14 protein-coding genes are annotated in these 11,380 nt (G+C 38.8%); 10 read left to right on the forward strand and 4 right to left on the reverse strand.

Annotation, left to right across the window (positions count from 1 at the left end; all coding sequences use genetic code 11):
* Window position 1: 1 nt before the first annotated feature.
* The 3 genes from ACINWC323_RS13400 to ACINWC323_RS13395 form a co-directional block, all read right to left on the reverse strand.
* Window positions 2-1,189, reverse strand: coding sequence for a YagK/YfjJ domain-containing protein (locus ACINWC323_RS13400; RefSeq protein WP_009510278.1), 1,188 nt, complete (start codon window positions 1,187-1,189; stop codon window positions 2-4).
* A gap of 386 nt (window positions 1,190-1,575) precedes the next feature.
* Window positions 1,576-1,809, reverse strand: coding sequence for a helix-turn-helix transcriptional regulator (locus ACINWC323_RS0118865; protein WP_032881231.1), 234 nt, complete (start codon window positions 1,807-1,809; stop codon window positions 1,576-1,578).
* A gap of 200 nt (window positions 1,810-2,009) precedes the next feature.
* Window positions 2,010-3,113: a hypothetical protein gene (locus ACINWC323_RS13395; RefSeq protein ID WP_032881234.1), complete on the reverse strand. Its 1,104-nt coding sequence runs from the start codon at window positions 3,111-3,113 to the stop codon at window positions 2,010-2,012.
* Between the two features lie 958 nt (window positions 3,114-4,071).
* Here ACINWC323_RS13395 and ACINWC323_RS13390 point away from each other — a divergent pair.
* The 10 genes from ACINWC323_RS13390 (at window position 4,072) to ACINWC323_RS13355 (ending at window position 10,422) form a co-directional block, all read left to right on the forward strand.
* The gene (locus ACINWC323_RS13390) at window positions 4,072-4,329 is read left to right on the forward strand and encodes a hypothetical protein (protein WP_009510274.1); all 258 of its coding nucleotides are present in this window, start codon (window positions 4,072-4,074) and stop codon (window positions 4,327-4,329) included.
* A gap of 10 nt (window positions 4,330-4,339) precedes the next feature.
* A complete protein-coding gene (locus ACINWC323_RS20230; RefSeq protein WP_009510255.1) occupies window positions 4,340-4,489 on the forward strand; it encodes a hypothetical protein in 150 nt (49 codons plus the stop codon).
* 53 nt (window positions 4,490-4,542) lie between these two features.
* Complete coding sequence (locus ACINWC323_RS13385) at window positions 4,543-5,037, forward strand: hypothetical protein (protein WP_009510268.1); 495 nt, start codon at window positions 4,543-4,545, stop codon at window positions 5,035-5,037.
* Window positions 5,038-5,050: 13 nt separating this feature from the next.
* Window positions 5,051-5,731, forward strand: a complete 681-nt coding sequence (locus ACINWC323_RS13380) for a hypothetical protein (protein ID WP_009510225.1) — start codon at window positions 5,051-5,053, stop codon at window positions 5,729-5,731.
* 70 nt (window positions 5,732-5,801) lie between these two features.
* A complete protein-coding gene (locus ACINWC323_RS13375; RefSeq protein ID WP_032881237.1) occupies window positions 5,802-6,134 on the forward strand; it encodes a hypothetical protein in 333 nt (110 codons plus the stop codon).
* 119 nt (window positions 6,135-6,253) lie between these two features.
* On the forward strand, window positions 6,254-6,544 hold the full coding sequence (locus ACINWC323_RS13370; RefSeq protein WP_009510211.1) for a hypothetical protein: 291 nt from the start codon (window positions 6,254-6,256) through the stop codon (window positions 6,542-6,544).
* 54 nt (window positions 6,545-6,598) lie between these two features.
* Window positions 6,599-7,648 (forward strand): DUF932 domain-containing protein, encoded by a 1,050-nt coding sequence (locus tag ACINWC323_RS13365; RefSeq protein ID WP_009510236.1) that lies wholly within the window; start codon window positions 6,599-6,601, stop codon window positions 7,646-7,648.
* A gap of 296 nt (window positions 7,649-7,944) precedes the next feature.
* Window positions 7,945-8,472, forward strand: coding sequence for a hypothetical protein (locus ACINWC323_RS0118870; RefSeq protein ID WP_032881241.1), 528 nt, complete (start codon window positions 7,945-7,947; stop codon window positions 8,470-8,472).
* 349 nt (window positions 8,473-8,821) lie between these two features.
* Window positions 8,822-9,556, forward strand: coding sequence for a hypothetical protein (locus tag ACINWC323_RS13360; RefSeq protein ID WP_009510116.1), 735 nt, complete (start codon window positions 8,822-8,824; stop codon window positions 9,554-9,556).
* 305 nt (window positions 9,557-9,861) lie between these two features.
* Window positions 9,862-10,422, forward strand: a complete 561-nt coding sequence (locus ACINWC323_RS13355) for a hypothetical protein (protein ID WP_009510198.1) — start codon at window positions 9,862-9,864, stop codon at window positions 10,420-10,422.
* A 29-nt stretch (window positions 10,423-10,451) separates the two neighbouring features.
* On the opposite strand, the gene ACINWC323_RS13350 is transcribed toward ACINWC323_RS13355, so the two are convergent.
* Window positions 10,452-11,380: IS5 family transposase (locus ACINWC323_RS13350; protein WP_009509646.1), on the reverse strand; the 929-nt coding region annotated here is incomplete at its 5' end.

The raw sequence follows: 11,380 nt of genomic DNA on the forward strand, positions 1-11,380 counted from the left end.
ATTATACTTCCTGAGAGAATGGTTGAGATTTTGTTGTGATTAAAGTGCGAGGGCGGCCTGAATTGGCTTTAGGCTCAGGAAGCCCACTACGCTGAAATCGTTTAAAATTCTTCAGCTCAGAAAACATAAAAAACTGATCGGCTTTAACGATGTAATCAAAGGTTTTGAATAAGTAAGACTGCTTTTCAATATCTGAATAATGAATCATGCCAATACCACAGTATTTATATTGGTCTTTCTGCATATTGCAGATGTAGGTGCAACCACGATTACTGGTCACTTTTTTCCAGTAATCCGAAATATATTGGGCGAGTGTAATATCCTCTTGATGCTTATCACCGTCATAGAAAAAGTAAGCGTGTATATGAAACCCTGTGGCATGAGAGTATTCATACTGCCAGATATAGCCTTCAATGGCGTTTAATAGCATGTTATTGCGCCAATTGTTCTTGAACTTTTTCATGGAGCATTTGAGATAAAGAAGCTCATGACGGGAATAAGGGTGAGCCATAGACGGTGCATGTTTGAGCAAGGTCTCTGGATCACGCTTTAATGAAAAATCCATTCTGATGACCAAGACTCTGGCAAACTTTGCAATGAGATGGTTGAAGAGCTCAATGCACGCAGACTTATTATTTTGCTTGTCTATACTTCGATCCCTGATTTTCTTTTTGTACTTGGCACTACCCAGGCATTTCATCAGCCGGGCTATAAACAGATTAAATAAATCAACATACTTTTGAGCACTTTGCTTATCTTTAGGATTGATAAGCGCAGGGAAGGAGAGTATCTCAAGATCTTCTGGAGAGAATTGAGATTGCACGGACATCCAAGCCTTTACTTCTGGACCATATGAATACTTGGTAGAAAATTGATATTGGAATACAGAGCGCATTTTCTCTTCTAAAGATTCCCACTTGGGAGGAAAATGAACTCGATGACGTTCAGGAAAGAACGGAGACTTTTCTTTCACTATTTTTGCTACAGGAAGTTGAGTCTTTTCACATAGAGCAACGACATTGACAATGTTGAAGCAAATATCAGCTACATGATCAATCGCATGTCGAAATTGATATGAGTTGCCATCAAGAGCTGTCATCATGCTTAAACTTAGATCAGAACGCTGAAGAGCAGTTAGCTCCTCAAGCGTAAATGTGCCAGCGGAGTTATAGAGTTGTGGTTTATTCATAAACTTCTCGATAAATAGGTTTCAAGAAATTTGGGCAATAGCTGTCTGTAGCCACGAGGTTGAGTCGTGTCTAAATGGGATGTATGACATCAGTTAAATATGATTTACTCTATGAGACGGATTAACTGAGTGAGTGATCTGACTTTGCTAGAGCAGTCAGAATCACTATAGATGACCATTACTCAATTATCTCTTACGTTTAGACTATGAAGATCAATATATTCAATAGCTTAAATATCTAAAAGATATGAATATATTTAGAGAATATATATTAAATGGTTTAATACCGTTATTCATCTTCAAGCAAAACTCAAGTAAAACAGACAGGCTATGCACAAATTCATATTGTATTTCCGTGAATATCTCAATCTATGAGATATACACAGTTAGGCAGTCTTTTGTAGGAGATTACGGGCTTCAATTTTGGACTGAATCCAGGCCTGAACCTCACTGAGCCTCCAGCGCGTTAGATGGCCAAACTTTACTGGTTTGGGGAAGTCTGGGTCATAACGTTTCGACTTTGAATTCATTCGATCGTAGATGGTTGATCTAGATAAACCAGTCAGTTCCTCTAGATCAAGGCGCGTGATCATTTTGAATGGATCGTTTGTTGAAACCATAAATATTCCTCTTAGGATGTGATTAGATGGTTTCGTCACTTTAAGAAAAATTGAAAAGCTCAGTAAGGGGGTATTTGCACGGACATCGATTATTTAAGTAAATATCAATCTAGGATAAGTTATAAGTTTTCTACTGTAATGAACATAAAAAGATCTATTGCTAATGGATAGGTCAAATTTAAAGAGGATTTTACTAATTACTATTTGATGTTCGATTTTCTATTTTTTTTTGCAATTTCTTTTATGACGTCATATAGATGTTGGTTGTTTACTTTATGATTTTTTAACCATTTTGCACTGCTACCTGTAAATTTTTTTCTCACAATCGATTTAGGTGCATTAGCCGTAGGGGCTACTAAGTAATTCATTTTCTTTGTCTGCGTACTAATGAGCTTTCTAATTTTTCGTATTTGTTTAACAAAATAATCCTGATCCGCAAATAGAGGTTGTGACTTTATTTGAGAATCTTGAGTATAGACCATTGCCACACTTTTTTTTGCAGATTCTAAACGTATAGTCTGTGCATGCAAAATGCTTATATTAAGTTTGTCTTGTGCAATAAATGCTTCTTTAACAAAAGGAATAGAATCTTTTTCAAGCAATTTAATAATATCTTTGATTGTTGTAGATGATATATTTTTTGTTGATTCGTCATTTAAAAGAATCATTTCTGCATATTGAAGAAAACTCTGCCGAATTAGCTCGATTGAGTCCCTTTGTTCATATCCATTATGAATTTTTTCAAAAAAAGGATAAAGCTCTTTTGGTATCGTTTGTAAGTTTTGACAATCATGATGCATAGCGTAGATAAAAAATGCCTTTTTACGTAATGCTTCGATCATTTTTAGGTTGTCTGTTTCAGTCACTTCTGCTTGGTGAAACTCTATGATTGATGTGAGAATATCATCGTAATAGCGTGGTAGACGATCAATAAGGGGAATGTCAACAGTATCATTTGGATCATTAGAAAGGAGTACTTTTTGTATGGCTGTTTCTCGATATTGCTTTTGTTGAGGCGTTTCTTTGAATTTTCCTTGAGCGTGTAAGGTATAGATATATTGCTTGTCTTGTTCAGTAATCTCGTATTGATAGTTTTCCTGTAATCGTTCATTGGGATCAAGATTGGCTTTTGACTGTTGAAAGGAGATTGGAGGTTGTTCAATAAAGTGAGTTTCGTTCAGTGATTGATAATAATTAATATGTTGGGTTAGATCCCCGTATGGGTATTTAATATTTTTTAATACAAAATCTTCAAGGATATACATAAGTCTTATTTGATCATTACGTTCTAAAGCTTCTGACATTATCCGCCACTCTAATTTATGAGTTATACAAATATAACAAGTTTACTTTAAATTAAGTGAATCAAAATGGTTCAATAGGCCTGATTTTCATGCTTAAGAGTTAGCTCAGAATTATGAAAAATATATCAAATTTATCAAGTAATCAGTTTGAAGAAGATCCGGTTTGTGAGAAGAGTAAGGGGAGGGGTGAGGTGCATAGTTGGCTATAAAAATTATTTATTTCAACTGTTTATGTGATTGTTACCACCCTTGGTAGTACGATATGTACGCACCGCTCGTTAAAGTATTTTGATCTTGATAGCACCCTATTGAATTGATCCATAGATTCACCAAAACACAATAAGGGTGCTTCAGTAGAATCTATTTTAGACTTACTAGAATACGGGATATTTTTTCGTATTTATATCAGATTGACAGGCTTTCTATCAACAATTATCCTTTGCCTGCTGGCCTACATTGCCAGCGGGTTTTAGCAGACCCATTAAACAAAGACGATGTACAAAAGATAATTTTGTATGTCGTGGACCCGTTCGTCCCCCCTTTTCTCTATGGTAGGGCGGAAGGGGGACACCTTTGTGTGTGCTGGTTTCTTTGTTTACCAGTCTGCTAACCCTCTTTCGTTCTGCCACCATTATTTAGCAGTAATTTGGTAGAGCCTTTTAATAAACAAAGGAGTCCGCCATGCGTACTATTTCAATTCTCAAATTATCTTTTTCTCACTATTTGTCTATGCGTTATTGCAGGACATAGCTTCCAGTAATGTTACTGAAACCTTTATGACGATCAATATTGATAATGAACTTGGGATTTACCCAGGCTAAGTCACATCTGGGCTTTATAAAAACAACTTCATTGATTTCGTTCTGATCTTAATTAAAGCAATTTCACTTACACATTACCTTATTGAAGCCATATCCAAAGATGGACTGGCACGCATATGTATTGATGGGAAGAAGAGATGGGATTAACACGATTATTCTTATTATTTGGCTGTGCCTTACTCACAGCTTGTAGCAGTTCATTTGAATCTAAGTTTAAGGATGGATGCAGAAATTGGGGAGCTAATCGCAGTTTCTGTTCCTGTAGTTATAACAATGTTGAAAAGCACTACGGCAAAGATCGGTTAGAACAGATTAAAGAGCCTTGGCAATTCCCTGAAGACTGGGCAGATCAAGTCCAGCGTGCAGGCTTTGCCTGTATGGCTGAATTGAAATAGGGGGCTGAGCATGAAGAAAGTTCTCCTTACTTATTTGCTGATTATGTTGGGTTACTGGATCAAATTGATTTGGAGTTTTCCTGCGGGTTATTCCAAAGCCTATCTCCTGGGCCATGCTTTTGTCTGGCCCTTTACCTTTCTTGAATGGCTGTTCTCATAGAGAGTTTAAGCAACTATCTCAAGCAACACGATAAAAATGAATAGGTAAAAAAGATGAAAAAATTAATTGCCGTGGCAATCTTCGCCAGCGGTTTTAGTGTCTTCAGCCATGCAGCATCTTCTTATGGATTAGGTTCAGCAGAAACCATGGCGCATTTAGTCAATGTACAGAAAGGCAGTGGTTATCAAGCTATTTGTACCTACCGTTCCGCAACACTTCACTATGGTGTACATGAAGTTCAAGCTGCCATGTTTGATGGCTGTGAACAACAGCTCGCCTATACCGCAACCTGGGAAGGAGGCGGCATTTTAAGAGTATTCGGTACACGTAATAGTTTATTCGTTCGTCGCGTTGGTTACCGTGCACCAGCCAAAGCATCACAGGCAGCACCAGCGCCAGCCAGTAAATACAAACGCTTATGTGATAACCCAAACGTATCAGAAAGCTTTAACCAAAAGACGGGTGAGCTGACTAACTGCCGAACAGGAGAGGTAACGATTGATCCTCAAATCAAGGCACTCAAAGAACAGGGCCTATGGCCGCATTAAGGGGGGAGAGATGATGCAAAAACTTCAAACATCCAAGCTGATGATCCTTGGACTAGGTATTGTGGTGATTGTTGTTGTAGCAGCTGTTTTATTTAATCAGCAGCAACAACGTAAAACTGATATTGAGTTGGCACAACTTGCACTAGAGCAAAGTAAAGTGCAACACCAAACGGCTGATCAGTTCAAGGCCGCATCAGAACCAGGGGAACCCAGGCTCCCTGGTATTGAAGGTCTAAGCGAAGATCCCGAGACCCAAACAGCACATCTTGAAGTCAGTGCGGATGATGTTGCTGGGGCACTTGCCGCAGTTGATAGTGCCAAAGCCAGTCAAAAAGCAGCGGCGGCTGAACGTTTAAGTTACGACGTTGATGCTGAATACCATGATGGGAAAACCCTAAGCTCAAAACTTTCCCGCTATGGCTTAAAACCAATCCAGTCTGCACCAGCCGATTTGCGCACCACAGTAGCGGATATTGATCTCATGCTGGCTACCCACCTCATGGAAGTTTGGGGACGTTCTGCTCCAGATCAGGTTGCCAAACGCTTAGAAGGATGGAGTGAACAGGGCAATACCATCACTTACCGTACTGCATGGGATTCAGATCGTTATCAGTGTACCTGGTATGTGGTGCAGTGGAACAAAAGCACAGATGAAGTCATCAACGAAGGCTACAAACCTTGCTTTGGTCGCTAAGTCCAACCTGTTTGTACAACACACTCATTCAAACCAACATAACTTTCATGAATAAATACGAGATAAGCTTATGAAACTAATTCAACTCCTCAGCTGTGGTCTTTTAACAATGGCAGCGAGTTCAGTGGCCTTTGCCAAAACCGAACAGATTACCTTAAAAGCCAATGTGCATTACGGCGAAGAAGCGGTGGTTTTCCCCACCACCAAAGGCGAAGTGATCCTGAATAGTTTTGCCCTACCGATTCAGGTTGCCAAACAACTCAAACCGTATAAGAAAGGGCAATGTCTGGAAATTCAGTCCAAGTATGGCTTCTTTAAAGATACGGGTGATGGTGCCTATATCCAGAGTATCCGTCCATGTAAAAAGTCCAACCCGACGACGACAAAGACAACGAATCGTTAATCAAAATAATCATCACCCAAATTCCCCAAACCACATACACCCTAAAAACCACGAGCTGATGCTCGTGGTTTTTTTATGCCGGTTATTCAACTTCTCAATATCTAAATCAGGAGTACCTGATGCAGCAATGTCCCTATTGCCACTCAACCCATGTGCAATTACTACGACGTACCCAGGAAACCCAATCCAGAACCAAGATTTCATTTTCTTCTTTCTCACCGATGACACTGGCAAGTGCGGGCATGGAACTCTCAAAACGGCTAGGAATAAATCCACTGATCGGCGGATTTATTGGTCTAACCGCAGGTGGGATGTTTCTACTTTACGTCCAGCAACAGGACAACATCGTGACCTGGCATTACCAGTGCGAACAATGTCTGGAACAGTTCGAAATCAAGCGGACTGAATAGAACATAACCCTTATTACATTCCCACTTTCTTTATATATCTAAAAGGAAAACATCATGGCACATCAACTTGAACAAATGGCCTATGTTGGTCAAACCCCTTGGCACGGCTTAGGCAATCAATTAACCCATAACCAGCCAATCGAAGTCTGGGCACAACAGGCAGGCATGGACTGGCGCATTGAATCTTCCAATGTTAGCTATATGGCCCAAAACCATCGAGGGCAGAGCATCATTATGCCTTATGAAGAGCAGCGGGTACTGTACCGCTCCGATACTCATGCACCGTTATCCGTGGTTAGTCAACGCTTTCAGGAAGTACAGCCGATGGAGATTTTAGAGTTTTATCGTGACCTGACCGAACAATCAGGTTTTGAACTGGAAACTGCTGGCGTGCTCAAAGGCGGCAAGAAGTTCTGGGCACTGGCACGAACAGGACAGAGTGCAGCACTCAAGGGTAAGGATGTCAGCAATGGCTATATTTTATTGGCAACAGCCTGTGATGGAACTCTGGCAACTACGGCGCAGTTCACCAGTATCCGCGTGGTATGCAATAACACTCTGGCAATTGCACTAAAAGGACAGCAAAGCAGTGCAGGTATGGTAAAAGTACCGCATAGCACGCGATTCGATGCAGAAAAAGTTAAACAGCAACTGGGGATTTCAGTCCGTGCATGGGATGAGCATATGTATGAAATGAAGCAATTGAGTCAACGTAAAGTCACTCAACAGGAAGCAGCCGCTTACTTTGATGTTGTGTTTAACAATACCTCTTTGAGTATTGCAGAACAGGATGAAAGTATCATTCAGTTCTACCGAAATGTGGCGATGCCGAACCAAACTCGCTCAACTCGATCAGACAATAAAACTGAACCGAATGGACGTGCCATGTCAAAAGTCATGACCATGTTTAACGGGCATGGGCGTGGGGCAGAGCTAAGTTCAGCCAAAGATACGGCGTATGGTTTACTGTGCTCGATTACCGAATTTTGCGACCATGAACGTCGGGCCATGAGTACGGATCATCGCTTGGACTCTGCATGGTTCGGTGCCGGTGCAGCTATTAAACAACGTGGGCTGGAACAGGCTTTAAGAATGACTGCCTAAATTAGCCTAAGTGGTATAAGAACAACTTTATTTTAGCCACATTTGTATAGTGTGGCTTTTTTAGGCTTACTTAGTCTCTCAATTTCATAACAAAGACTACTAAAAAAAAGTGGAATCAATAATTATTGATAAATTTTTCAAAGGAGGTAGCAGGAATTTTCTATAATTTGGATTTGGAAAGATGGAACCGTTAAAGTAAAAAGTTTTGTTGATATATCAAATTTATATAGTGATTTAATTTTATAAAAATTTAGATAAAATGCAAATATTGTTGGGGCTTTTTATAAGAGATAGTGATGCCTACTGAGGATAACAAATTAGATCAAGAAATCTATAAGGTTCTGTATGATTTTCAGTTAAAAGGTTTAGAGAGTATAAAGGCTTTACATGCCAAACTAGAAGACAAAGCAGCTAAGTACGTAACATTTATATCTATAATAATAGCAGCATTAACAATATTCTCGAAACAGTACTTTTTTGATAAGACTGAGAAAGGTATCTTCTTTTATATTGTATTGGCCCTCATAACTTTGATTTTTATTTCTCTCTGTGGGATTGCTAGGAACCTTTTTCAGGTCATGGAGGTAAGCAAAGTTGGAAAATTGGAAAATAATCAGCAAATGATAGATTTCTTTACTCAGAATGAGATAGCAACGATTTATTACAATTTGTCAATGGATCTAGCCTCAATAATTAAAATATATGAAGACAGAAATGCTGAGAAAGTGGAATACTTGAATAAAGCTTTTAAAGAAATTAAATTTTGTGGATTGATGTTTATATTGACTGTACTATTAATTGTAATAAGTACTTTGGTTAAATAACATGAAACTAATTAAATTTAATAACCCAACACCTCCTGAAGTAGTTAGGCCTCCTGTTGTTGTAGAGGAAAGAAGCGTAGATCGGGATAAAATTAAGGTTAAGTAATATGTCGAGTACTAATCAGAAGCCAGTACCGCCTATCGTAACAACTCCTCCAATTAAGATCGTTGGTGACTCAATGCCAGAGAAGCTTATCAAGAGGCCAAAATGATATGGCACTCTTATGAAAGGTTTTTAAAGAACTATATTGGGAAATAGTTGCAAGTAAGGAAATGTCTTATAAATTAATCACGCCCTAAGCTTTATCCTAGTGGGTAGGGCTTAATTCATTATAATTGTGGAGTGATTATGCTAAAACAATATCTCAATGATTTTTTAATCAAAGATCGTTGGAATCAATTGTATTTCATTGCCGTACTTATTTTCATAACAGGCATACTGTTTGTAAAACAACTTGGTCCCACCAATTTTCTAATCTATATCTCATTTTTTTTGTTTGAAATTGGCTTTTTGTGGTGGTTACTTGTTGTCTTTAAAAAATATCGAAATTTCAAATATTTAAAGCCTTTTATTTTTCTGTGCCAATTAGTGGTTGTCTGGTTAGCAAATGTTTTTGCTAGAGACGTTGTTGCATCAACAATGGGATTACCTCCTACTGATTTCGATGCAACCATAGCTTTATTAACATTTATATACTGCATTCCTTCAATATTGATTGTAACGTCAACTTTATTAGCTCTAATAGGAATTGGAGTTTGGTGCGTATATATCTTGAGATTTGGTTTTTTAATTTTTAAAGACAGATTTATGGAAAGCTTTTCATTGTTCCATGTTCTGGGGTTGATGATTACTATCGGCTTAATGGGTGAGGCTTATAAGGTATTTTTTGTATATGAGCAAAGGTCTTCTGAATTGGTGAAATCCTTAGCATATTCTTCAGATTATTATCAAATACCTAACTATATGAGCCAATTCCCTGAATTGAATAGTCAAGATAAGGTACATTTACATGATAATGGGGTAATTTCTAAAATGGTAAAAACTGAGCATGGTTATCAAATCATTATAGAAAAATTGCCATGATCCGTAATAGAGGGGACTTGTCTCCTCTATTTTACAATATTATTAATTTTTTTATATAGTTAGTGGGGGAAATCTACTTTATTCTGAACAACCCAATAATCATATTTTTCACTTCTTTAAGAATTATGGCAAAAAAATACAAGTTCTATCCCATTAAAAGGGCTGGTCTGCTTAGGAAATCCTAAGGCTAAGCTAGAAAGCCGAGAGAAATAATAGTGGGAGCTTTTGCTCCCTTATTTTTTTGTTTTTGGTTAGACTACTAGGATTAATCAGCAGAAATTTTGAAATTAAGGGAAAGGGCGTTCATGAGTAGTGATAGTTTTGAGTTAATAGAACCAACACTTCCTGACGGTGAAAAAAAACCTCGTAAAAAAAGCACTAAAAAGTCACAGCTAAGCAAAAGTGCGGAATTGGGCGTAGAAATCCTTTCATATCGTCATTTAGATAAGCGAGTAAATAATCCTGAAGTAGGGATGGTTACGCCCTTTACTGATCCTGATGTAGGCAAGACACGTTGGAAGTACGACCCGCATATTGACCCTTCATTACAGTTTGATTCCCAACGTGCATGGACTGAGAATTTAATTGATGATGCCTTAGCTTCAGATGACCCTGAACAGATGAAAAAGGCATTAGAAGCTCTAAAGCAAGCACAATCTCCTTATCTAAATTGGGCAGGTAAAGCGGAGCATACAAGCTTTACAGTCGATACAGTAAGTTTACATGTACATGAGCGTGTAGATCCGGCAAGTATTTTAGCAGCTGTGCGTAAGCGCATGGATAAAGAGGCTACAAGTAAAGGAAAAATTAAAGCATTACAACCAGGGCTTTTTGATGCGCCATGGCTTTGTTGCACAAAGATTTGAAAGGCAAAGCGCCCCTAATTGAGCCAAATTTAAGGCGTAACTTGGGTAAGTGGTCGACCTAATTCCGTAAATCTGTTGAGGACTGCTACACGTGCATGAACCTCATTGACTTGGCTATCAAAGCTCCTTGCACTGAGTTTATCTCTTAATAATTTGATGCAGTGCATTTTAGTCTCAACCAAACTTCGGCGATGATAGCCTGACCATTTTTTCCATAGTGTCCTACCTAAACGTTTAATTGTTCGAAGTAATTCATTTCGCTCTAGCGAGCTACTCTTTGTATCTTTCCATGGTTTCGCATTTTTTCTAGGTGGAATCACCGCATGTGCTTGCCGATCTGCAATGACCTGACGGCATTGCTTGGTGTCATAAGCTCCATCGGTATAAACAGAGTCAATCTGCTCATCTTGTGGAATCTGATTAAGTAAATCACCAAGCACCTGTGAATCACAGACATTATTGGTTGTGAGCTGAATAGCGCGTATTTGTAGGGTTTTGGCATCTATACCAATATGTAGTTTACGCCATTGGCGACGATATTCAGCTCCATGTTTCTTGCGTTTCCATTCGCCCTCACCTAGAAACTTCATCCCTGTAGAGTCTACGAGTAGATGCAGCCCATCGCTACTTTTTTGGTAGCTGATTGCAATATCAATATGCTTTTGTCTTCTACAAAGCGTACTGTAATCTGGTGCGGTCCAATTTAATCCGCAAAGTTTAATCAGACTTTGCACAAAGCCAGTGACCATACGTAAAGATAGACGGAATAAGGATTTAATCATTAAGCAGCATTGGATGGCTGCGTCGGAGTAGGTTTGATTTCGCCCTTGTTTGCCTTTTGATGGAGCATACCATTGCGTAGCAGGATCAAACCAAAGGGCAATATTTCCGCGATTAATGAGTGCTCGGTTATATGCGGGCCAATTGGTTGTGCGGTAGATTTTGTGTGTAGGCTTCT

The organism is Acinetobacter sp. WC-323 (genome assembly GCF_000314615.1).
In the GTDB taxonomy this organism is placed as follows: Bacteria; Pseudomonadota; Gammaproteobacteria; order Pseudomonadales; family Moraxellaceae; genus Acinetobacter; species Acinetobacter courvalinii.

What these genes read in the sequence shown, in the direction of transcription:
- ACINWC323_RS13395 (WP_032881234.1), bottom strand. Translation starts at nt 3,113, where the DNA reads ATGTCAGAAGCTTTAGAACGTAATGATCAAATAAGACTTATGTATATC.
- ACINWC323_RS13365 (WP_009510236.1), top strand. Translation starts at nt 6,599, where the DNA reads ATGGCACATCAACTTGAACAAATGGCCTATGTTGGTCAAACCCCTTGG.
- ACINWC323_RS13355 (WP_009510198.1), top strand. Translation starts at nt 9,862, where the DNA reads ATGAGTAGTGATAGTTTTGAGTTAATAGAACCAACACTTCCTGACGGT.
- ACINWC323_RS13400 (WP_009510278.1), bottom strand. Translation starts at nt 1,189, where the DNA reads ATGAATAAACCACAACTCTATAACTCCGCTGGCACATTTACGCTTGAG.
- ACINWC323_RS13390 (WP_009510274.1), top strand. Translation starts at nt 4,072, where the DNA reads ATGGGATTAACACGATTATTCTTATTATTTGGCTGTGCCTTACTCACA.
- ACINWC323_RS13375 (WP_032881237.1), top strand. Translation starts at nt 5,802, where the DNA reads ATGAAACTAATTCAACTCCTCAGCTGTGGTCTTTTAACAATGGCAGCG.
- ACINWC323_RS13385 (WP_009510268.1), top strand. Translation starts at nt 4,543, where the DNA reads ATGAAAAAATTAATTGCCGTGGCAATCTTCGCCAGCGGTTTTAGTGTC.
- ACINWC323_RS13380 (WP_009510225.1), top strand. Translation starts at nt 5,051, where the DNA reads ATGCAAAAACTTCAAACATCCAAGCTGATGATCCTTGGACTAGGTATT.
- ACINWC323_RS13360 (WP_009510116.1), top strand. Translation starts at nt 8,822, where the DNA reads ATGCTAAAACAATATCTCAATGATTTTTTAATCAAAGATCGTTGGAAT.
- ACINWC323_RS20230 (WP_009510255.1), top strand. Translation starts at nt 4,340, where the DNA reads ATGAAGAAAGTTCTCCTTACTTATTTGCTGATTATGTTGGGTTACTGG.
- ACINWC323_RS13370 (WP_009510211.1), top strand. Translation starts at nt 6,254, where the DNA reads ATGCAGCAATGTCCCTATTGCCACTCAACCCATGTGCAATTACTACGA.
- ACINWC323_RS0118865 (WP_032881231.1), bottom strand. Translation starts at nt 1,809, where the DNA reads ATGGTTTCAACAAACGATCCATTCAAAATGATCACGCGCCTTGATCTA.
- ACINWC323_RS0118870 (WP_032881241.1), top strand. Translation starts at nt 7,945, where the DNA reads ATGCCTACTGAGGATAACAAATTAGATCAAGAAATCTATAAGGTTCTG.